This window comes from Mesorhizobium sp. M1348, assembly GCF_040317925.1.
Classification (GTDB): Bacteria; Pseudomonadota; Alphaproteobacteria; order Rhizobiales; family Rhizobiaceae; genus Mesorhizobium.
This window is the reverse complement of sequence record NZ_JAMYLH010000001.1, coordinates 446,521-468,034: the sequence shown is the minus strand read 5'-3', so window position 1 is coordinate 468,034 and position 21,514 is coordinate 446,521. Positions and strand designations below refer to the sequence as shown.

General features: G+C 63.4%; 22 protein-coding genes. 11 read left to right on the top strand and 11 right to left on the bottom strand.

Going from position 1 to position 21,514, the window contains the following annotated elements; translation table 11 throughout:
- Position 1: 1 nt before the first annotated feature.
- Positions 2–1,270, top strand: coding sequence for a diaminopimelate decarboxylase (gene lysA / locus NKH13_RS02380; protein WP_352910363.1), 1,269 nt, complete (start codon positions 2–4; stop codon positions 1,268–1,270).
- Between the two features lie 95 nt (positions 1,271–1,365).
- Here lysA and NKH13_RS02375 read toward each other — a convergent pair whose 3' ends face one another.
- Positions 1,366–1,668 (bottom strand): ArsR/SmtB family transcription factor, encoded by a 303-nt coding sequence (locus tag NKH13_RS02375; RefSeq protein ID WP_352714176.1) that lies wholly within the window; start codon positions 1,666–1,668, stop codon positions 1,366–1,368.
- 63 nt (positions 1,669–1,731) lie between these two features.
- Between NKH13_RS02375 and NKH13_RS02370 the strand changes: the two genes are divergently transcribed.
- Together NKH13_RS02370 and NKH13_RS02365 are read left to right on the top strand one after the other, a co-directional pair.
- On the top strand, positions 1,732–2,673 hold the full coding sequence (locus NKH13_RS02370; RefSeq protein ID WP_352714177.1) for a threonine/serine dehydratase: 942 nt from the start codon (positions 1,732–1,734) through the stop codon (positions 2,671–2,673).
- A gap of 213 nt (positions 2,674–2,886) precedes the next feature.
- Positions 2,887–5,502, top strand: a complete 2,616-nt coding sequence (locus NKH13_RS02365) for a TIGR02302 family protein (RefSeq protein ID WP_352910361.1) — start codon at positions 2,887–2,889, stop codon at positions 5,500–5,502.
- Positions 5,503–5,574: 72 nt separating this feature from the next.
- On the opposite strand, the gene NKH13_RS02360 is transcribed toward NKH13_RS02365, so the two are convergent.
- The gene (locus tag NKH13_RS02360; protein WP_352910360.1) at positions 5,575–6,432 is read right to left on the bottom strand and encodes a LysR family transcriptional regulator; all 858 of its coding nucleotides are present in this window, start codon (positions 6,430–6,432) and stop codon (positions 5,575–5,577) included.
- A gap of 223 nt (positions 6,433–6,655) precedes the next feature.
- Here NKH13_RS02360 and NKH13_RS02355 point away from each other — a divergent pair, with 223 nt between their 5' ends.
- Complete coding sequence (locus tag NKH13_RS02355) at positions 6,656–7,606, top strand: DMT family transporter (RefSeq protein ID WP_352910358.1); 951 nt, start codon at positions 6,656–6,658, stop codon at positions 7,604–7,606.
- A 19-nt stretch (positions 7,607–7,625) separates the two neighbouring features.
- On the opposite strand, the gene NKH13_RS02350 is transcribed toward NKH13_RS02355, so the two are convergent.
- From NKH13_RS02350 to NKH13_RS02340, 3 genes are all read right to left on the bottom strand, one after another.
- Positions 7,626–7,997, bottom strand: coding sequence for a response regulator (locus tag NKH13_RS02350; RefSeq protein ID WP_352910356.1), 372 nt, complete (start codon positions 7,995–7,997; stop codon positions 7,626–7,628).
- A gap of 167 nt (positions 7,998–8,164) precedes the next feature.
- On the bottom strand, positions 8,165–8,707 hold the full coding sequence (gene hpt / locus NKH13_RS02345; RefSeq protein ID WP_352910354.1) for a hypoxanthine phosphoribosyltransferase: 543 nt from the start codon (positions 8,705–8,707) through the stop codon (positions 8,165–8,167).
- Between the two features lie 186 nt (positions 8,708–8,893).
- The gene (locus tag NKH13_RS02340) at positions 8,894–9,184 is read right to left on the bottom strand and encodes a hypothetical protein (protein ID WP_352910353.1); all 291 of its coding nucleotides are present in this window, start codon (positions 9,182–9,184) and stop codon (positions 8,894–8,896) included.
- A 236-nt stretch (positions 9,185–9,420) separates the two neighbouring features.
- On the opposite strand from NKH13_RS02340, the gene ftsE reads away from it, so the two are divergent.
- From ftsE to NKH13_RS02325, 3 genes are all read left to right on the top strand, one after another.
- Positions 9,421–10,080, top strand: a complete 660-nt coding sequence (gene ftsE / locus NKH13_RS02335) for a cell division ATP-binding protein FtsE (protein ID WP_352910350.1) — start codon at positions 9,421–9,423, stop codon at positions 10,078–10,080.
- Positions 10,073–11,056, top strand: a complete 984-nt coding sequence (locus tag NKH13_RS02330) for a cell division protein FtsX (protein ID WP_352910348.1) — start codon at positions 10,073–10,075, stop codon at positions 11,054–11,056. The genes ftsE and NKH13_RS02330 overlap by 8 nt, the downstream gene beginning before the upstream one ends.
- Positions 11,057–11,144: 88 nt before the next feature.
- Positions 11,145–11,906, top strand: coding sequence for a YdcF family protein (locus tag NKH13_RS02325; protein WP_352910345.1), 762 nt, complete (start codon positions 11,145–11,147; stop codon positions 11,904–11,906).
- A gap of 16 nt (positions 11,907–11,922) precedes the next feature.
- Here the strand turns inward: NKH13_RS02325 and NKH13_RS02320 are convergent, their stop codons facing one another.
- Positions 11,923–12,543 carry a pyridoxamine 5'-phosphate oxidase family protein gene (locus tag NKH13_RS02320; RefSeq protein WP_352910342.1) on the bottom strand — a complete coding sequence of 207 codons (621 nt, stop codon included), beginning with the start codon at positions 12,541–12,543 and terminating at the stop codon, positions 11,923–11,925.
- 132 nt (positions 12,544–12,675) lie between these two features.
- On the opposite strand from NKH13_RS02320, the gene NKH13_RS02315 reads away from it, so the two are divergent.
- Together NKH13_RS02315 and NKH13_RS02310 are read left to right on the top strand one after the other, a co-directional pair.
- Entirely contained in the window at positions 12,676–13,584 is a 909-nt protein-coding gene (locus NKH13_RS02315) for a LysR family transcriptional regulator (RefSeq protein WP_352910340.1), read from the top strand.
- Positions 13,585–13,691: 107 nt separating this feature from the next.
- Positions 13,692–14,492 (top strand): lysophospholipid acyltransferase family protein, encoded by an 801-nt coding sequence (locus NKH13_RS02310; protein WP_352910337.1) that lies wholly within the window; start codon positions 13,692–13,694, stop codon positions 14,490–14,492.
- 27 nt (positions 14,493–14,519) lie between these two features.
- On the opposite strand, the gene NKH13_RS02305 is transcribed toward NKH13_RS02310, so the two are convergent.
- Positions 14,520–15,143, bottom strand: a complete 624-nt coding sequence (locus NKH13_RS02305) for a LysE family transporter (protein ID WP_352910335.1) — start codon at positions 15,141–15,143, stop codon at positions 14,520–14,522.
- Positions 15,144–15,221: 78 nt separating this feature from the next.
- Positions 15,222–16,169, bottom strand: coding sequence for an aldo/keto reductase (locus tag NKH13_RS02300; RefSeq protein WP_352910334.1), 948 nt, complete (start codon positions 16,167–16,169; stop codon positions 15,222–15,224).
- Positions 16,170–16,495: 326 nt separating this feature from the next.
- Between NKH13_RS02300 and NKH13_RS02295 the strand changes: the two genes are divergently transcribed.
- Positions 16,496–17,476 (top strand): quinone oxidoreductase family protein, encoded by a 981-nt coding sequence (locus tag NKH13_RS02295; protein WP_352910332.1) that lies wholly within the window; start codon positions 16,496–16,498, stop codon positions 17,474–17,476.
- Between the two features lie 20 nt (positions 17,477–17,496).
- On the opposite strand, the gene NKH13_RS02290 is transcribed toward NKH13_RS02295, so the two are convergent.
- A complete protein-coding gene (locus tag NKH13_RS02290; protein ID WP_352910330.1) occupies positions 17,497–18,030 on the bottom strand; it encodes a gamma-glutamylcyclotransferase in 534 nt (177 codons plus the stop codon).
- 114 nt (positions 18,031–18,144) lie between these two features.
- Between NKH13_RS02290 and NKH13_RS02285 the strand changes: the two genes are divergently transcribed.
- On the top strand, positions 18,145–19,146 hold the full coding sequence (locus NKH13_RS02285; RefSeq protein ID WP_352910328.1) for a DUF2125 domain-containing protein: 1,002 nt from the start codon (positions 18,145–18,147) through the stop codon (positions 19,144–19,146).
- 237 nt (positions 19,147–19,383) lie between these two features.
- Here the strand turns inward: NKH13_RS02285 and NKH13_RS02280 are convergent, their stop codons facing one another.
- Together NKH13_RS02280 and hisC are read right to left on the bottom strand one after the other, a co-directional pair.
- Entirely contained in the window at positions 19,384–20,319 is a 936-nt protein-coding gene (locus NKH13_RS02280; protein ID WP_352910327.1) for a prephenate/arogenate dehydrogenase family protein, read from the bottom strand.
- A 6-nt stretch (positions 20,320–20,325) separates the two neighbouring features.
- On the bottom strand, positions 20,326–21,435 hold the full coding sequence (gene hisC / locus NKH13_RS02275) for a histidinol-phosphate transaminase (RefSeq protein ID WP_352714201.1): 1,110 nt from the start codon (positions 21,433–21,435) through the stop codon (positions 20,326–20,328).
- Positions 21,436–21,514 lie beyond the last annotated feature (79 nt).

The following is a 21,514-nucleotide window of genomic DNA, read 5'->3' as shown; positions in this document are numbered from 1 at the left end:
CGTGAACCATTTCGATTACCGCGACGGCGCGCTGCATGCCGAGGACGTGGCGATATCAGACATCGCCGCCAGCGTCGGCACGCCGTTCTATTGTTATTCGACGGCGACGCTGACCAGGCATTTTCGCGTCTTTACCGAGGCCTTTGCCGGGCTCGACGCTCTCGTCTGCTATGCCATGAAAGCGAATTCCAACCAGGCCGTGCTGAAGGTGCTGGCAAGGCTCGGCGCCGGCGCCGACGTGGTCTCGGAGGGCGAATTGCGCCGCGCTTTGGCGGCCGGCATCCCGGCAAGCAAGATCTTGTTTTCGGGCGTCGGCAAGACCGCGCGCGAAATGGATTTTGCGCTCTCGGCCGGCATTCTCTGTTTCAACGTCGAATCCGAACCGGAGCTGGAGCTGCTGTCGGCCCGCGCCACCGCGCTGGGCAAGATCGCGCCGATCTCGCTGCGCATCAATCCGGATGTCGACGCCAGGACGCACAAGAAGATTTCGACTGGGAAGGCCGAGAACAAGTTCGGCATTCCCTGGCAGCAGGCGCGGAAGGTCTATGCGCGCGCGGCTGAGCTGCCGGGCATCAAGGTCACCGGCATAGATACCCATATCGGCAGTCAGATCACCGAATTGCAGCCCTTCGACGACGCCTTTGCGCTGCTGGTGGAGCTGGTCGGCGCCTTGCGCGCCGACGGGCATGCCGTCGAGCATATCGATGTCGGCGGTGGCCTTGGCATTCCCTACCGCGTCGACAACAACCCGCCACCTTTGCCCGATGCCTATGCCCGGATCGTCAGAAAGCATGTCGCCGAGCTCGGGCTGAAAGTGATGTTCGAGCCAGGCCGGCTGATCGTCGGCAATGCCGGCATCCTGGTCTCGGAGGTGATCTTCGTGAAGGAGGGCGACGCCAAGAACTTCCTCGTCGTCGACGCCGCGATGAACGACCTGATCCGGCCGACGCTTTACGACGCTTTCCACGACATCAGGCCGGTGGCGCAGCAGCCGGCCGCATCACCACGCATGAAGGTCGACGTCGTCGGCCCGGTTTGCGAGACCGGCGACTATCTCGGGCTAGACCGTGACCTGCCCCGGCTGAAATCCGGCGACCTGATCGCTATCGCCACCGCCGGCGCCTATGGCGCCGTCCAGGCCGGCACCTACAATACCAGGCTGCTGGTCCCGGAAGTGCTGGTCGACGGCGACCGCTTCCACGTTGTGCGCCCGCGCCAGACCTATGACGAATTGATCGGGCTGGATTCGGTGCCGGACTGGTTGAAGTAGACCATGATCGCGAACCGAAGGTTCGCGTCAGCGAAAAGTGGAAGCCGGTTCTCGGAAAAGATCATAATCAAACAAAAAATAGATACCCTGCAGCGCTACAGCCGGTGCTGAATGAGCGCCCTGGTTTCGGCGATCCTGTCTTCGTTCCGGCGATAGAATATCCACTGCTTGATGCGCTTGCTACGCAAAAGCCCTGCCTGGGTGAGCACGCGCATATGCTCGCTGAGCGTCGCCTGGGTGATCCCCAGCTTTTCCGCGATCAGCAGCGCGCAGACCCCGTCCTCGATCAGATCGCCGTCCGCCTGCGGCGGAAAATGCGCGCGCGGGTCCTTGAGCCAATCGAGGATCTGCAGCCTGCGCTCGTTGGCGATCGCTTTGAAGACATCGACCTCTTGCATTTAGGTACTTTGCCAAGTTACTAAGTAATGTCAACTCTGAACGTCAACTTTGGGGAGTGAAGCATGCTGCACGGCCACACGATCACCCGCGAGCGCATCGCTGCAATGGAGCCGCGCATCCGGCCCTTCGTGCGCCACACGCCGGTGCTGCGCGTCGACATGGCCGATTTCGGCCGCCCGCCTCTGCCTGTCGACCTGAAGCTTGAGTGCTTGCAGCATTCCGGCTCGTTCAAGGCGCGTGGTGCGTTCACCAATCTCCTCGAACGGCCGGTTCCTGCGGCCGGCGTCGTCGCCGCATCGGGCGGCAACCACGGTGCCGCTGTCGCCTATGCCGCCATGCGGCTCGGCCACAAGGCGACCATCTTTGTTCCCGAAGTGAGCCCGCCTGCCAAGCTGGACCGCATCCGCGGTTACGGCGCCGAGCTGATCGTCGGCGGCGCCCGTTATGCGGAGGCACTGGCCGCCAGCGAGAGCTTCGCCGAAAAATCCGGCGCGCTGCAGATCCACGCCTTCAACCAGGAGGAGACGCTGGTCGGGCAAGGCACGCTCGGCCTCGAAATCGAGGCCGACCTGCCGAAGCTCGACACCCTGCTGGTCGCTGTCGGCGGCGGCGGACTGATCGGCGGCATCGCCGCCTGGTTTTCCGGCCGCATCAGGATCATCGCGGTCGAGCCTGAGGGTGCGCCGACGCTTCATCGCGCCTTCGCGGCGGGCCGACCCGTCGACGCGCCGGCTGAGGGCATCGCCGCCGATTCGCTCGCGCCAAAGCGTGTCGGCGAAATGATGTTTCCTATCGCCGAGGCGTTCGTCGAGCGCTCGATCCTGGTCGGCGACGACGACATTATCGCCGCCCAGGCGGCGCTGTGGGACCGCGTGCGAATCATCTCCGAGCCGGGCGGTGCGGCCGCCTTCGCGGCGCTCCTGTCCGGCCGCTACGCACCGGCTGCAGGCGAGCGCGTTGCCGTACTGGTCTGCGGCGCAAACGCCAATCCGGCGAAATTCTGACAATATCCGGGGCATTATTGTTCACGTTTTGGGGAACCGCCTCGCCTTCGCCGTGTTTGTTGGTATCCTTAGACCGATGTGCATCCGCTTGGACGCACGAAGTACGCGCTAAGATTTTAGGTCTTCGCATCGTGCTTCCCGAAAATCGACTTTTCGGGCCCATGCGATAGACTCGTGAGGCCCGGGCTATCCCGCCCGGCCCAGGAAGGGCCGATGACGCAACGACCCATCTTCACCAGCGATCGCAGTCTGGCCAGGCGCCTTGCCTTGAGCCGGCTGGGGACGCAGGTCTCGATAATCGTCGAACGCGGCTGGCCATTGCTGCTGCCACTGATCATCGTCGCCAGCCTGTTCCTCAGCATCTCGTGGCTCGGCCTGTTCCCATTCTTGCCCGATCTGGCTCGGATCGGTCTCATCACCGCATTCGGTGTCGCAGCGCTTGCCGCACTCTACCCGCTGCGTTTCTTCCGCACGCCATCCAGTGCCGAGGTCGACCGCCGCATCGAGGCGGCCAACCGATTGCTGCACAGCCCGGTGCAGGTCCAGACCGATCGCCCGAGCGGCAAGGAAAGCATTTTTTCGCAAGCCCTGTGGCGCGAGCATCAGAGGCGCATGGCGGACCGGCTGGGCGAGCTTGGCGGCGACGTGCCGCGCACACGCGTGCCGGAACGCGACCCGTGGGCGCTGCGCGCCGTTGCCGCGCTTTTGTTGGTCACTGCTTTTGCCTTCTCCTTCGGGCCGTCGGGCGGCAGGCTGAGCGACGGTTTTGTTGCCCGTGCCGCGCGTGACGTCGTGCCGCCGCGCATTGATGCCTGGGTGACGCCGCCGGCCTATACCGGCAGGCCGCCGGTATTCCTCAACGCCCCGGTCCTTGCCAACAACGCCAATCAAGCGGCGCCGACCTTCACCGTTCCGGAGGGCAGCGATGTGTCACTGCGCGTCACCGGCGGTTCGGGCGAGGAAACGCTGAGCTACGCCGACACCGGCGGCAACAGCCGCGCCATCGATCCGACAGGGCCGCAATCCAGCAAGCCGGAGGCAAATACGGCAACGCCTTCAACCGTGCGCCAGTTCAGCGGCAAGTTGACGGCCGACGGCATGCTGACGCTGCAGTCCGGCGACGGCGAGCTCGGCCGCTGGGCCTTCGCCATAATTCCCGACAAGCCGCCGCAGATCCGCTTTGTCGGCGAGCCGAAGCGCGCCGTCAACGGCGCCTTCGAACTCAACTACCAGATCGACGACGACTATGGCGCGGCCTCCGCCAAGGCGGTTTTCGCATTGGCCGATCCGCAGGCGCCCAACGCGCATCCGCTCTATGGCCCGCCGGAAATGCCGCTGACGTTGCCGCGCCGCGGCGGCAAGGCCAATGCAGCCAAGACGACGAAGGACCTGACCGACCATGCCTGGGCCGGTGGCAACGTCAAGCTGTCGCTTGTCGCCACCGACGGTGCCGGACACACGGCGACCAGCGAAACCAAGACGCTGGTGATGCCGGAGCGGCCATTCTCCAATCCATTGGCGCGGGCTGTGGTCGAGCAGCGCCGCATACTGGCGCTCGACGCCTATGCCAAGGACCGCGTACTCGACCTGATGGATGCGATCACGCTTAGGCCCGAAGACACGTTCGACAACATGGCGCACTACCTCGCCATCATGAGCGCCCGCACCCGGCTGAAGATGGCCGACAGCGACGACCAGTTGCGCGACGAGGTCGCGTACCTTTGGGAGATCGCGCTCGGCATCGAGGAAGGCAATCTGTCGGCGGCCGAGAAGCGGCTGCGCCAGGCGCAGCAGGCGCTGCAGGATGCGATCAAGAACGGCGCCAGCGACCAAGAGATCGAGAAGGCGATGAAGGAACTGCGCGAGGCGATGAACCAGTTCCTGCAGGAATTCGCGGCGCGGGCGCAGCAGAATCCGAATGCGCCACAGATGCAGCAGAACGGCCAGGAACTGCGCCAGAGCGACATCGACCGCATGATGGACCAGATCGAGAACCTGGCGAAATCCGGCAATCGCGACCAGGCGCAGCAATTGCTGTCCGAGCTGCAGGACATGATGAACAATCTGCAGGCAGGCCGCCAGCAACAAGGCGGCCAGCAGGACAGCGAGATGCGCCAGCAGATGGACAAGCTGGGCGAAATCATGCGGCGCCAGCAGGAGATGATGAACGACACTTTCCGCATGGACCAGATGCAGCGCGGCCAGCAACAGCGCGGGCAGAACCGCGACGAGCAGCTCGGCGAGAACGGTGAGCCAGGCCCGATGGACGAACAGGGCAAGCCCGGCCCGGGTGACGACCGCGATCCGCTCGGCCGGCCGAAGCCGATGACGCCGCAGGAATTTGCTGATGCGCTGAAGCAATTGCAGGAAGGCCAGGGCAAGCTGCAGAGCGAGCTCGATCAATTGAGGAAGAGCCTCGAAGGCATGGGCCTCGACCCCAACGAAGGGTTTGGCGAGGCCGGCAAATCCATGGGCAATGCCGAACAGGCGCTCGGCGAGGGCGAAGGCGACCAGGCCGTCGGTCACCAGGGCCGCGCGTTGGAAGCCTTGCGCAGAGGCGCCAAAGACATGATGAAGCAATTGCAGGCGATGCAAGGCGACCAGGGCGGCAACGGGCAGGGCGGGCGCCAGCAGAATGCCGACCGTGACCCGCTCGGGCGGCCCCGCACCAGCGAGGGTCCCGATGACGGAAGTTCGGTGAGAGTGCCTGACGAGATCGACGTGCAGCGTGCCCGCCAGATCCTCGAAGCGATCCGCAAGCGGCTCGGCAACGCGCTCAGCCCCGATATCGAGCGCAGCTATCTGGAGCGGTTGCTGGAGCTGAAGTAAGGCTGCCCCCAATATTCGGAAGATCGCCGTGCGGTCCGTGGTGGCCGCCACCGCCGGACTGAGCGGCATGTTTTAACGGTTGGTGAACGCCTCGCGGATCGCGTCTTCCATGCCGTCGATGGCCTCGCCGGAAGCGTTCGGATTGCGCCGCAGCACTACGTTCGAGGAATCGATGTCGCCGAACCCGTCTGCGGCCGTAAGCTCGCGGCAGCCGGCCGGGATGTTGCTGCGCGAGATCGGCGCAATCGCCAGCCCGGAGGTGACGGCGAGCCGCAGGCCGCCATTGGTATCGCTGGTGTAGGCGACACGATAGGCGAGACCACGCTGTTCCAGCGACTTTATCGCGAAATCCTTGCACCAGCCGGCACGGTTGTAGAGCGCGATCGGCACCGGCCGCTCCTCATGCATGTGATGCAGTTCCGACGTCACCCATACGGTCGGATCATGCATCAGCACCTCACCGCCTGACAGATCCTGCCATTCGAACACCACCGCCAGATCGAGATCGCCGGCGGCGAGCGCCGCGATCTGCGCACCGGAATGCGCGTAGCGGACGGTGATGTCGACCTGAGGATGGCGCTTGGCAAAGGCGCCGAGCGCGCGCGACAGGATCGCGTGGCCATATTCCTCCGGGATACCGATGCGCACCGGCCCGCCAAGCGGCGCCGCGACCATCGATGCCGCCGTCTCGTCGAGCAGTGAAACGATGCGCCTGGCGTTGGCGATGAGCTCGCCGCCGCGCCGCGTCAGCGCCACACCGCGCGAGCCGCGCTCGAACAGGCTGTCGCCGACCATGCCTTCGAGCCTCTTCATCTGCATCGAGACCGCCGACTGGGTGCGGCCGGCCCGCTCCGCCGCCTTGGTGAAATTGCCGGTGTCGGCGACCGCCACGAAGGTGCGCAACAGGTCGCTGTCGAGATTGGGTCGCATGTGCCCGCCATAAGAAAATCTGATAGCTGGCATCATTCCAATTCGTTTGCAACATGTCAAACGGCGGACGATAGTTGCCTCACCCATTGGATATGCGGCCGCGAAATCGGCCGCGGACCAAGCAAAAGTCCTCACTCGTACCCGCTGCCCGAAACGGTGGCGGGTTCTTTTTACCCGGATGCAGGCCTGCTTTCGGCCGCGCAAGCGGGAGACAGGAGCGCCTATGCAGAATCGGCTTGTGCTCGGCATCCTCAGCCTCTGTCTCGGCGTGTTGGTCTTTTCGCTGCAGGATCCGCTGGTCAAGGCGGTGTCGAGCCACTATCCCGTCACCGAGGTGATGGCGATCCGCTCGATAGTCGCCCTGCCGATCCTGGTTTTCCTCGTCCACGCCGATGTCGGATTGCAGGCGATCCTGTCGAAGCGGTTCGGCATGCTTACGATTCGCGCCTTCATCCAGTTCACCTCCTATACGGCCTACTATCTGGCAATCGCCGCCCTGCCGCTGGCTGACGCGGTGGCGCTCTATTTCATGGCGCCGCTGTTCATCATGGCGTTGGCCGGCCCCTATCTCGGCGAACGCGTGTCCTGGCAGGCGCTCGCCACCGTCCTGGTCGGCATGCTCGGCGTGCTGGTGATGGTGCGCCCGGGCGCCGGCTTGTTCGACTGGGCGGCGCTGCTGTCGCTAGGATCGGCTCTGCTCTACGGTTTCTCGCAGCTGATGGCACGCAAGATCGGCGACACCGAATCCTCGACCGTCATGGCGTTTTATCAGAACGGCGCCTATCTGGCCGGCGCTGCCTTGGTGGCGGCATTGTTTTGGCTGGCAGGCATTGACCATGCTGTGCATCCGAGCCTCGAATTCCTCGTCCGGCCATGGGTCTGGCCGACGACGCCGGATCTGCTCAAGATGGGAGCATGCGGCTTCGTTGCCTCGGCCGGCATGATCCTGTTGTCGCAGGCCTACCGGCTGGCGCCCGCCAACAGCGTCGCCACCTTCGAATACACCGGTATCATCTGGTCGCCGCTATGGGGTTTTCTGTTCTTTGCCGAAGTGCCGCGACCAGCGACGGCGACCGGCGCAGCCCTCATCATCGGCGCCGGCCTGTTTGCGCTCAATGCCAGCCGGCGCCGGAGCGGCGCGCCAGCCATTGCGGCGACCTGCGACCTTGCCTGAAGGCGGTCGGCCTTGGGCTTTAGGCGAAGCAGGCGAGCGCCTGTTCGACGCGGGCGCGGATTTCAGCCAGCGTGAACGGTTTCTGCACGACGTCGAGAATAATGCCGTCCAATTCCTCGGCGCGCTCGCGCTGGTCGGCATAGCCTGTCATCAGCATGATCTTCATCGCCGGGAACAGCGCCGCTGCCGCCTTGGCCATCTCGATGCCGTCCATTTCCGGCATGCGGATGTCGGACAGCACAAGGTCGTAGCCCCCCTGCGCCGCCCCGATCAGAGAAAGACCGTGTGCGCCGTCGGCGGCAACAGCGACATTATGCCCGGCGCGTTCGAGCGCACGGGCGGCGAGGGTGCGGACGGATTCATCGTCCTCGACGATCAGGAGCTTTGCCATGTGCAGGATATTTGGCGAGGAAAAGTTGATGTTTCCTGAACCGCGAGCGGCGACAACCCAACCAATGCATGTCGCGCAAAAGTGCGCAGCGGTTTTGCGCGATAACGACATGCATCAAACAAGAACTTAAAGCGCGTCGCATGAGGCCGGTCGAACGCGACGCGCTTTTAGGCGTCGCCCTTGACGATGCCGACGAACGGCAATTCGCGAAACGCGTGGGCGACGTCCATGCCATAACCGACGACGAAATAATCGGGGCAGTCGAAGCCGACATGATCGGCGTTGAGCGTGGTCTGGCGGCGCATGCGCTTGTCGAGCAGCACGGCGATTGCACAGCTCCTCGCGCCGCGCGACAGCATGAGGTCGCGAGTGAAGCTCAGCGTCTTGCCGGATTCCAGAATGTCGTCGATGAGAAGCACATCGCGGCCCGCGACCTCGTTGTCGATGTCGCGCAGCACCCTCACCTCACCGCTGGTCGTCCCGGCGCCATAGCTGGAGATGAAGATGAACTCGACCTCCGGCGACAGGCCGACATCGTGCATGGCACGGATAAGATCGGCGGCGAAGATGAACGATCCCTTCAGCACCGAGATTACCAGAAGGTCGTGGTAGTCGTGCCCGGCGATCTCCTTGGCAAGTTCCAGGTTCCGCCGCGCGATGGCGGACGCCGAAAACAGGACTTCGATGTCCTTGCCGCGCACAACTGGCATTGGCTGCCCCTTCCAGAAATGATCGCCTTGCAGGCGAAGCCGACCGAAAACGGTCTTCAACCCGTTTCTAGGCATGTCGAGCCGGCTGGCAAGGCCAATCTTTCGCAGGACGCCCGCGAACGGTCGGATGTCCCCAGCGCGTCGCGAATCGTTTATCTGGTGACCTGTCGACTTTCTGGCGCCGCTCTAACGAACCAACGCATGGCCGCCCGAAATCCAGAAGGCGGCAAAGGCGGCACCGACGCCGAAAATCCAGAAGATCGGCCCACCATGCACCCACAACGGCCGTTCGACGGCGGTTTCGGGCTTGCGCAACATGTCCATGCCTTCGATCGAAGGCGTAGAAATCATGCGCGCAGGCGGCGACGCAAAGTCTGGACGTGTAAAATGGCGCGGCAGCACCTGATAGTCGGCATCGATGACGTCGGCGGTCACGTCATGCATGATGCGTTCCGGCTCGGCGGCCGGATCGGTCATGATTTCGCCGGAAACCGGGCGCGCGGTTCGATCCTCAGCCATCATGGCCCAACACTACGGCACCTGTTCGCTGTTCGTTTCTTTTGGGTAAACGGAAATGGTTAACGCTTCCCCACCGGAACCCCTGTGACTCGCTCGAAAAGCCCCCAAATTAACCGTCGGTTAACCATGCCGGCCGATGGTCTTTCCACAGAAGGGGCTGGCATCTTGCCGCCGAGAATTTCAGGTCGTCGAAAGTGATCCGCTTCGAAAATGTCGGCCTCCGCTATGGCATGGGTCCGGAGATTCTCCGCGACATCTCCTTGCACATTCCGGAGCGCTCCTTTCAGTTCTTGAGCGGACCTTCAGGCGCCGGCAAGACGACGTTGCTGCGGCTTTTGTTCATGTCGCTGAAGCCGACGCGCGGCCTGATCACCATTTTCGGCAAGGACCGCTCGCGCATCTCGCGCACCGAATTGCCGCATCTGAGACGGCGCATCGGCGTGGTGTTCCAGGATTTTCGCCTGCTCGACCATATGACCACGTACGAGAACGTGGCCTTGCCGCTGCGCGTGCGTGGCCGCGAGGAGGCGACCTACCGCACCGACGTCACCGAGCTGCTGAAATGGGTCGGCCTCGGCGAGCGCATGCATGTGCTGCCGCCGGTGCTGTCTGGCGGCGAGAAGCAGCGCGCCACGATCGCCCGGGCGTTGATCGAGCAGCCCGAGATCCTGCTCGCCGACGAGCCGACCGGCAATGTCGACCCGCCGCTGGCACGACGCTTGCTGCGGTTGTTCATCGAGCTCAACCGGCTGGGCACCGCCGTGGTGATCGCCACACACGACCTCGGCCTGATGGAACAGGTCGACGCACGGCGAATGATCCTGGCCGGCGGAAGGCTGGACATCTATGACTGAGCTCTCCGTCGAACATTTCGAGGGTCAGGACGCCGCGGCGGCAAAGCCCCGCGTCCAGCGCAAGTTGGCGCCCATCGTGCCGGCGCAGAACATCGCCGGCCGGGCGCTGGTGCTGGTCATCGCCATCATGACGTTTCTGTCCTGCCTTACGTTTGGCGCAGTCACGCTGGTGCGTGACACCGCCTCCGTCTGGGAGAACCAGATCTCGCGCGAGGCGACCATCCAGATCAAGCCGGTCGACGGCCTCGACATGGAGGCTGCACTTGCGCTGGCCTCGCAGATCGCAGGCGAATTCCCTGGCGTGAAAAGCGCCAGGATCGTCGACCGCGAAGCAACGGCCCGGCTGCTCGAACCTTGGCTGGGCTCGGGATTGAACATCGATGAGCTGCCGGTGCCGCGCTTGATCATCATCACCATCGACGAGAACAACCCGCCCGATTTTGCCGCACTGCGTGCGGCAATCACGCCGAAGCTGCCGAGTGCCTCGCTCGACGATCATCGCACCTGGGTCGACCGGCTGGTTGCCATGGCCCGCACCACGGTAACGATCGGTATTGCAGTGCTGGCGCTGATGCTGTCGGCGACGGTGCTGACCGTGGTGTTCGCAACGCGCGGCGCCATGGCCGGCAACGGCCACATCATCGAGGTGCTGCATTTTGTCGGCGCCGAGGCGCGCTTCATCGCGCGCGAATTCCGCCGGCATTTTCTGGTCACCGGCATGAAGGGCGCCGCGGCAGGCGGCGCCGCGGCGATCCTGGTCTTCATCGTCTTCTCCTGGTGGTCGTCACGCAACATGGCAACGCCACAGGCTGATCAGGCGACCGCCCTGTTCGGCAATTTCGCCATCGGCTCGGCGGGTTATCTCGGGGTCGCTGTCATGGTGCTGGTAATCGGCGCGCTGACGGCGGCAACCTCCCATTTCACCGTGGTTACCTATCTCAGCGACATCGACATTCGCCAACCGGACGCCGGCTAAAGGAAAGATCGATCACGGATGAAAACGCAGCGTCACGAAAATTGCATTTTTTTCCTACCAAAGGCCGTATTTCGGGATTAACCATTTCATGATGGACGTTCGGGACTCGACCGATACCGCTGGGTGCATGCCAGTGCTGGTTGCGCGTCCGCATGAATTCGCCGGGCCTGATGAATTTGCCAAGCCGGATCAATTCGCCAAACATGGGCGGCTGCTGGCTGCCCGCTCCTTGCGCCTCTCGGCTCTCCTTCTGCTCGCCATTGTGGCGTTGTTTGTCGCCGGCTTCGGCTGGTTCGCCAATACCGTCAGCCGTCTGACGACGCCCGCCAATCCGGCAAGAGCCGACGCTATCATCGTGCTGACCGGCGGCCAGTCGCGCCTCGACGCCGCAATGGGGCTGCTTGCATCAGGCAAGGGCGAGCGGCTGCTGATCAGCGGCGTTCATCCTTCCGCCAGCCGCCGCCAGCTTCAGGCCGCTACCGGCGGCGACAAGAGGCTCTTTTCCTGCTGCGTCGACATCGACCGCGCCGCGCTCGACACGATCGGCAATGCCGAGGAAAGCGCCAAATGGGTCGAAGACCACGCCTACGGCACCGTGATCCTCGTCACCAACAATTATCACATGCCGCGCAGCCTGCTGGAAATGGGCCGGCTGCTACACGGCGCAAGGCTCGAGCCTTATCCAGTGGTCAACACCAACCTCGGGAATGGTGGCTGGCTGACCAAGCCGGAAGCGCTACGCGTGCTGTTCACCGAATACAACAAATACCTGCTAGCGCTGGCGCGCGGCATCATGCCGGTGAAGCAAACCGACAGCGTGACGCTGGCCGACGCCGCGGGCGGAAACTGAACGGCACCGGCAGTTTTTATTCCCTGGCTGTTGCACCCGAGCCCAAGCGCGCGATCTCCTGCTCGAGCCGTTCTATACGCCGGTCGCGTTCGGCCAGAGCCGCCGCCACGTCGGCCGCTTCGAAACGCTGCGGGATGTGCTGCGAGCAATTTGAATCCCAAGCCGCAACCGTAAACAGGATGACCTGCTCGGGTCGCGCTTTGTAGTCTTGCGGCATCAGCGTTGCCGTCAGCTCGGCATCGCCCTCGACGACGCGCGCTTTGCCCCAGATCTTGATGCGCTGCCGGTGTGCATAATCGATAAGGAACAGGAAAGCCTGTGGGTTGTCGCTGAGATTGCCCTGGGTGATGAACTGCCTGTTGCCGGCAAAATCGGCAAAGCCGATCATCCGCTGGTCGAGTACCTTGAGGAAACCAGCAGGCCCGCCGCGATGCTGGATGTAGGGCTGCCCGTCCGCATTGGCGGTCGACAGAAAGACGCTGGTCTGCGCCTCGATGAAGGCGGCGAGATCGGGCGTGATTGCCGCCTGCCAGCCGCCACGCTCCTCGACACGGGCATAGGCCTGGCGGGAGCCCTTGCGGGCCTGGATCGCCTTCACCGTCGGGGTGAAGGCGACATCGCTGGTGTGAGCGTTCATGAAAACCCTCCTTACGCGCCGAGTTGCGCTGCATTGTTCACTCACGAAATAGGGCCTTCCATCTTCGAGATGCAGATGCCATATCTGCAACCTATCCTTCCGTTTTTCGGAAAGGCAATTTTCGGGAGAGCTATGGATCGCCTCCAGTCCATGTCGCTTTTCGTTGCCGCAGCGGAGACAGGCAGCCTCTCGGCTGCCGGGCGCCGCTTCGGCATTCCGCTGACGACGGTCAGCCGCAAGGTTTCGGACCTGGAAAAGCACCTGAAGACACGGCTGTTGAACCGCTCGGCGCGGCAGCTGTCGCTGACCGATGCAGGCCACGCCTATCTCGCCGCCTGTCGTCGCATTCTCGATGAGGTCGGCGAGGCCGAGCGAATTGCCGCCGGCGAATACAGCGCCCCGACCGGCGAACTGATCGTCACTGCGCCGATCGTCTTCGGCCGCCTGCATGTGCTGCCGGTCGTCACCGGCTTCCTCTCCGTCTATCCTGAGGTAAGTGTGCGGCTGACACTCGCCGACCGGATAACCCAGTTGGTCGAAGAGCACATCGATCTCGCCATCCGCATCGGCGAGCTTGCCGATTCGAGCCTGATCGCCACCCGCCTGGGTTCGATCCGCCGCGTCGTTTGCGCGAGCCCGGCCTATCTCACCGAGCACGGCACACCGAAAACGCCGCAAGAGCTTGCAGCACACAGTGCAATCACCTTCGAAGGGCTCACCGCCGCCAGTTGGAGCTTCGCCACCGGCAAGGCTGAATTCAGCGTGCCGGTCCGCTCCAGGTTACGGGTCAACACGGCTGAGGCAGCAATCGATGCGGCGATTGCCGGCGTCGGCGTGACGAGGCTGCTTTCCTACCAGATCGCCGCCGCAGTCCGGTCGGGTACGCTGCGCCCGGTGCTGCAGGAGTTTGAGCCTGACCCATGGCCGGTGAGCCTCGTCCATGCCGGCCAGGGGCTGCTGCCGGTAAAGCTGCGCGCATTCCTCGACTTCGCCGCCCCGCGCCTGAGACACCGCCTGCTGCAGGCGGCGTGGCAAACGTGACGAAGACGGCCCATCGCAAGACCGGGCCGATCGCCCGCCTCGCAGCGTTTCCTTTTTGCCGGCGCTTGGTGTAACCAACGCACACCTCCTCATCGGGCAATCGCTGTATGCTCTATCTCCGCTCGCTGGCGTTCAATCTCGCCTTCTACCTCAATTTGATCGTCCAGATGATCCTCTGGACCCCGTATTATTTCCTGTCGCCGCGCCATCGCGCCTGGTTCGTGCCGAAATTCTGGTCGCGCACCAGCATGTGGCTCTACGACAATATCGCCGGCACCAGAAGTGAGATCACCGGCCAGGAAAACCTGCCTGAAGGCTCCTTCATCCTGGCGCCGAAGCACCAGTCCTTCTGGGACACGATCGCTTTCCTGCCGTATCTCGACGATCCCGTTTACATATTGAAGCGGGAGCTGACCTGGATCCCGTTCTTCGGTTGGTACATCTTGAAGATGCGGATGATTCCGGTCGATCGCGGCAGCCGCTCGAAGGCATTGAAGATGGTGATCGCCGCGACCAAACAGGAGTTGGCGCGCAATCCGCGCCAGCTCATCATCTATCCCGAGGGCACCCGCCGGGCGCCGGGCGACGAACCGGTCTACAAATACGGCATCGTCGAACTCTACGCGCAACTTGGCATTCCGGTGGTGCCGGTCGCTCACGTCGCCGGCCTCTATTGGCCGCGCCGCAAATTCCTGCGCTATCCCGGCACGATCAAGGCGCGCTTCCTGCCACCGATCCCGCCCGGCCTCGGCAAGGACGAATTCATGCAACGGCTGATCGGCAAGACGGAGGCCGCCTGCGACCAGCTCCTCGTCGAAGCGTCGCAGTCGCCGAACCCGCCGCCGATGCCGCCGACGGCGGTGAAACGGCTTGGTGAGCTGGACGCGAAACCTGAATTGAAAGGCTGAGGCAACGGCCGCGGATGCCAGAATGGCTCACGGCAGGGCAGCCAGGGCGGCTGTTGCAATCAGCGTCACCGCAAACACCAGATTGATGATCCGCGACGCCAGCGGTTTGCGCAGCAAACGTGCAAAAGCCGCGCCGGCGAGAAGCCACAAGAGATGAATGGCAACGATCATCAAGGCGAGAACCGCCAGCTTGGCTGAAATAGCAAGACGGGCGGCGGCGCCGGAAGACGCGCCGGCGAATACGGCGGCAATCGCCACATAGGCTTTCGGGTTGGCAACGCCCAGAAAGAACCCGCCAAGGAAGGTGGGAAGGGCCGCGCCACCGACGCGTGCCGCCAGTGGCGGCGCCGTGGCTATCTTGAACGCCAGGTGGAGGATGTAGGCTGCCGAGACGACCGCCAGCAGCGCTGCGAGCTTCGGCAACGCGGCGAGAACGGCCATGATGCCGGTCGCCACCACCAAAAGCACGAGGACCGTGCCGACAACGATCCCCGAGGCATAGCGGAGCGAATCGCGCAGGCCGAACGCGGCGCCGACCGCGGTGACACTTATCGTCGCCGGCCCCGGGCTGCCCATGACGATGGCCGACGCCAGCACAAGCGCCAGCAATTGCTGCCATAGCTGCTGATCGAGAAGAACTTGTCCGGCCATGCGGCGTCCCTGCATCCTGCGATGATGCAGGGACGGTAGGGCAAGGCAGCGGCGCCGGTCTTGAACGATCGTGCGCGGCTATGCGCTGGCCTTGTCGAGCTCGGCGATATCGTCCGGGCTGAGCTGCAACGACGCGGCACGCACCAGGCTGTCGAGCTGGTCGAGCGTCGTCGCGCTGGCGATCGGAGCGGTGACGCCGGGCCGCGCCATTACCCAGGCAAGCGCCACTTCCGCCTGCTTGGCCGAATGTCTGGCCGAAACGGCATCGAGCGCTGAGAGAATGCGCATGCCGCGCGTGTTGAGATAGCCTTTCACGCCGCCACCGCGCGGGCTTTTGCCGAGGTCGGCTTCGCTGCGATACTTGCCGCTCAAAAATCCTTTGGCGAGGCTGAAATAGGTGATGATGCCGATGTCCTCGGCCGTGCACAGATCGCGCAGCGGACCATCGAAGGACGAGCGGTCGTAGAGATTGTATTCCGGCTGCAGCACCTCGTAGCGCGGCAGGCCGCGCAGGCTTGCCACGTCGAGTGCGGCGCGCAACTGGGCGGCGTCGAGGTTGGAAGCGCCGGTATAGCGGATTTTGCCCTTATCGAGCAGTCTCTGGTAGGCGCCGAGCGTTTCCTCATAGGGAGTGGCCGGATCAGGCCAGTGCGACAGATAAAGATCGATGGTATCGACCTGCAGCCTCTTCAGCGAGGCGTCGATGGCCTTTTCGATATAGGCGGCGGACAGGTCCCTCTTGCCCTGTCCCATGTCCGAGCCGACCTTGGTGACGACGACAACCTTTTCGCGGTTGCCGCGGCTCTTCATCCATTTGCCGATGATGGTTTCGGATTCGCCGCCCCGGTGGCCGGCAATCCAGCGCGAATAGGAATCGGCCGTGTCGATGGCGTTGAGGCCGGCGTCGACGAAGCGATCGAGCAGGTCGAAGGAGGTTTTCTCATCGGCGGTCCAGCCGAAGACATTGCCGCCCAGAACCAATGGCGCGATGGATAGGTCGGTGCGACCGAGACGACGTTTCTGCAAGGCTGATCTCCATGGTGATTCATGCTGGGGCGGGTGGGAGCCGCCGACCGGGCTAACCTATGTCGCGCCGCGGCGACGTCAAACGCATAGCCTCCTTTCCAGCCCGCCGGCGCTTCACAAAACCGCGACCCGCCGCGCCGCGTCCGGGATATCCAAACCAGCAGCCTCTGAAGAAACGATCTGGCAAGTTTAGCACATAGATTGTCAAATCTGCCAATTCTGACTTTTGCCGGCCGACCGTAGGTTCCGCGGCGCCGACGCAAGTCTCGGCACGGTCTGGCCGGGCCCAGACTGTTTGCCCCCGATCGTTTGTTATGGAGACCGGCATGAAAGCAATTGTATTTGACGCAATCGGCTCGCCGCGCGACGTGCTCTATGTGGATGACCTGCCGATGCCGCGGATCGGCGACGACGATGTGCTGCTCAGGATGGTCTCGGCCTCGATCAATCCGGGCGACTTCCTGTTTATCCAGAACCTCTATCCCGAACCGAAGAAGCCGCATTTTCCCCAGCAGATCGCCGGAAATCATGGCGCCGGCATCGTCGAGGCCGTCGGCGCAAACGTCCCGTTGGAACCGGGCACGCTTGTCGCGTTCAGCTATTATGGCAGTTGGGCCGAGTACGCGGCCATTCCAGCCGAATGGCTGATCCCATTGCCTGCCGGCTATCCGGTCGAACGCGCCGGGCAGATGGTGAACCCCATTACCGCGTGGGATCTGCTGGTGGATTCCCGTGTGCGGCCCGGCCAGTGGCTGGCTGTCACGGCCGGCTATTCGTCGATTTCGACAATGGTGATGCAGTTCGCCCAACGACGCGGCATCAACGTCATCGCGCTTGTGCGGCGCTCGCACCAAAGCTTCGACCTGAAAACGCTTGGCGCCGCTGCCATTCTTGACCTTTCGGACTTGAAGCCAAGTATCCGGGAAGCGGTGATGGATATCACCGGCGGCGCCGGATTGAACGGGATTATCGACAATGTCGGCGGACCTGTCAGCGGCGAATTGATTCGCACCCTGGCGCTTGGCGGACAGATGGTGATCAATGGCGGCATGAGTGCCGAGCGCTTCGAACTGCACAATTTCGATGTCTTGCTGAGTGGTGTCGAGATCAGGGCGAATATCTATCGCTATTTCTTTTCGCCGCCGGCCGAAGCCGACCGGCCTGTCCTACGCGAGATCATCGACATCTTCGGTCAGCCGGGCTTCCACGTTCCTGTCGGCGGTCTCCACGCGCTGACCGAGTTCAAGCTTGCCGTGGCAGGCAGCCTGGATCGCGCCGATCTTGGAAAACAGATTTTCAGGATGTAGCCCAGGCCACGACACCGAAGCTACGTCGCGATCCGTCTCGTCACGTCTTCCAGCCAGTGATCGCTTATACCCAGTGCTTCGAGGTGCTCCAGCGTGCTGAACACGTAATCCTCATTCCTGCCCGACTGGCCGACGGCGCCGCGAACGACGGCCGCCGCCTCGGCCGGGTCGGGCGCACCGGCATATTGCTCATGGCTGCGGTCCACGACATAGGCGATGGCTTCGACAGTCTCGCCCCCATCCGTTTCACTCTTGTCGAGGCGAACGCTGAGTACACGTTCGAGATAGACGTTGGTGACCAGTTCGCGCTCGCGCAGATAGGTGATGACCTCGTTGCGCAGCTCGCCTGGAACCCGGAACGCCAGCCCGATGCAGGAGCCGCCGCGGTCGAGGCCGAGCACCAGGCCCGGCCGTTCGCGCGTGCCGCGATGCACGAAAGAATAGACGCAGAGCGAACGGCGATAGCCATGCAGGCGGGCGCGCCGCGTCTCGACATGGGCGAATCCCGGCCGCCAGATCAGTGAGCCGTAGCCAAAAACCCAAAAATCGCCCATATCGCCAAGCCTGATTGTGACGAACCACCCCACCGGTGGTGTTTCAGTCCGTCTACCCGTTGTTGCCGCAAGCGACAGCCCGCCCGTGCCACCCGCGTTAACGAAAGCCGCAGCATGACGTCAAGTGACGAGCGCCCGCCGCCCAGCCAACGTCGCCGCCTGTTGTGGCTTGCCGCATTCATTCTCGTGCTGTTCGGCATCTACAGCGCGGGCTGGTTCTACCTGGCGGACCTGGTCGAGAGCGCGACCGACAAGGCGGTCGCCGATCTCGACGACAACGGTATCAAGGCCGAGTGCGCCAATCTCGCGGTTAGGGGCTATCCCTTCAGCTTCACCCTTTCCTGCGACAGTCTGGCTTACGAGGACGACCGCCGCAACGTCGCGGCATCGACAGGCAAAATCAACGCCGCCACGCAGATCACCCGGCTTTTGTCGCCTGCCGCCGAGCTCAGGGGGCCGCTCAGGACCTCTGTTCCCGGCATGACCCCGCTGTGGATCGACTGGGATGATCTGCGGGCCGACATGAAGCTGTCCTGGCCGCTGCCGAGGCGGCTGTCGCTGCAGGCAGAAGGCCTGTCCGGCCAGACCGATCCGGCAGACGACACCGATCCAGTCTCGCTGTTCAGCGCCGGAGCCGCCACCGGACAATTGCGCCCAAACGGCCCGGACATCGACTATGCCGGCAATTTCACCGATCTCGAAATTGACGCGGCGGCCATCGACGGGCGCGTCTTGCCGCCGCTCGACGGCAGCGGCGACGTGACGCTGAAGAACGGCGTGACACTGATCAAGGCAAATCCGAAGAGCCTGCGCGGCCAGGCGGCCGAAATCCACGAGCTCGATCTGTCGTCCGGAACTGCGCGCATCACCGTTTCCGGACCGCTGTCGGTCGATGACGACGGTCTCCTAAATGCCGACCTGACGATCAGGCTCACTGATCCGAAGGCAGTGGCGGCAATCCTCGCCACCGCCATCCCCGAGCAGAAGAAAGAGATCCAAACCGGCTTTGCCGGACTGGCGCTGCTCGGCAACCAGCCGTCGATGCCGCTTAAGATCGTCAGGGGCAAGGCCTCGCTCGGCTTCATCCCGCTCGGCAAGATCAAGCCGCTCGACTAATGCATGTCGCGCAAAAGTGTGCAGCGGTTTTGCGACAACGACATGCATCAAAACAAGAACCTAATGCGCGTCACATGAGGCCGGTCGAACGCGACGCGCTTTAGAGTAATTCCAGGAAAAGTGTGAACGGTTTTCCGTCCGGAATTGCGTCAAAACAAAAAGATAGAGCGGCTCGGCGTTTCCGTGAAACGATGAACCGTTCTAGGGCGGTCTGGCCTGCGATCGGCCTGCCGCGGCTTATCCCTTCGGCGGGTGTTCGACTGCCTGGCGGCCGAAATCCGGTACGTCGATGTCCTGGCCGGCCTCGATAATCGAGCGGCGGACGGCGCGGGTGCGGGTGAACAGGTCGAACAGCTTTTCGCCGTCGCCCCAGCGGATCGCCCGCTGCAGCGAGGACAGATCCTCGGAAAACCGCGCCAGCATTTCGAGAATGGCGTCCTTGTTGTGCAGGCAGACGTCGCGCCACATGGTCGGGTCGGACGCCGCGAGACGGGTGAAGTCGCGAAAGCCGGAAGCCGAGTATTTGATGACCTCGGACTTGGTCACCGACTCCAGATCGTCGGCGGTACCGACGATGTTGTAGGCGATGATGTGCGGCAGGTGCGAAACGATGGCCAGCGTCATGTCGTGATGCTGCGGGTCCATCGTGTCGATGTTGGAGCCGCAGCGGCGCCAGAATTCCGAGAGCTTTTCCAGTGCCGCGGGATCGGTGCCGGGCAGCGGCGTGAAGATGCACCAGCGGTTCTCGAACAGTTCGGCAAAACCGGCATCCGGTCCCGATTTTTCGGTGCCGGCCAAAGGATGGCCGGGGATGAAGTGCACGCCATCAGGGACATGCGGCTGCATCTGCGCGATGACCGACGCCTTGGTCGAGCCGACATCGGTGAGGATGGCGCCCTTCTTCAGCGCCGGTGCGATCTCCGCGGCGACGGTACCCGAAGAGCCGACCGGCACCGAAACGATGACCAGATCGGCGTCGCGAACCGCCTCTTTCGCGTCCGTCGTGTAGGTGTCGCCAAGGCCAAGTTCGCGCGCCCGCGCCAGCGTCGCCTCGCTGCGCGTCGAAATCGCGACTTGGCCGGCCAGTCCCTCGCGGCGGATGACGCGGGCAAGCGACGAGCCGATCAGGCCGATGCCGACCAGCGCGATCTTTTCGAACATCGGTGAGGTCATGGTGTTCTAGCTTTTCAGGAATGTCGCGAGTGCTGCGACAACGCCGCGGTTGGCCTCTTCGGTGCCGATGCTCATGCGCAGCGCGTTGGGAAAACCGTAGCCGGAAACGCGCCGCAATATGTAGCCGCGCTGGCTGAGGTAGTCGTCGGCCGCCTCCGCCGAATGCTTTTTGTCCTCGGGAAAGTGGATGAGGATGAAATTGCCGACGCTCGGCGTCACCCGCAGCCCAAGCCCCTCCAATTGCTCGCTCAGCCAAGCCAGCCAGGTCTCGTTATGCGCGACGCTGCGTTCGATGTGGGCGCGGTCGCGGATCGCCGCGATGCCGGCCTCGATTGCCGTCGCATTGACATTGAAAGGTCCCCGCACGCGGTTGATCGCGTCGATGACGTGCATTGGCGCATACATCCAGCCGATCCGCGCGCCGCCCAGGCCCAATTTGGAGAAAGTGCGGGTCATGACCACGTTTTCCGCGCTGCCCACCAACTCGACGCCGGCTTCATAGTCGTTGCGCCGGACATATTCGGCGTAAGCGGCATCCAGCACCAGAAGCACGTTTCGCGGCAGGCCGGCATGCAGGCGGCGCACCTCCTGGAACGGCACGTAAGTGCCGGTTGGATTGTTTGGATTGGCAAGGAAGATGATCCTGGTGCGCGGCGTCACCGCGGCAAGGATCGCGTCGATGTCGGCGCGTTCGTGGGTCTCCTTGACCGTTACCGGGACCGCACCGGCCGACTGTATATAGATCTTGTAGACCATGAAGCCGTGTTCGGTGATGATGGCTTCATCGCCGGGTGCGAGGTAGGTCTGCGCCAGCAGGCCCAGAATCTCGTCGGAGCCGTTGGAGCAGACGATGTTCGCCGGGTTGAGCCCGTGCACCTCGGCGATCGCTTCCCTCAGGCGCCTGGCGCTGCCGTCGGGATAGACCGCGAGCTTGTCGGCGACCGCGCGCGCGGCCTCTATCGCCTTTGGCGAAGGACCGAGCGGGTTCTCGTTCGCCGACAATTTATGGACCTTGGCGACACCTTCAGACGCCGCGCTCTTGCCGGGCACATAGGCTTCGATGTCCATGATGCCGGCGCGGGGCGTTGGACGTATCTGATCCGGTGTCTGGCTCATTCCATGAAATCCGTCGAGGATGCCTCCATCCGGAGGCCGCAGCGGAAATACAAGCCGTGGCCCGGAATGTCGAGGGGCG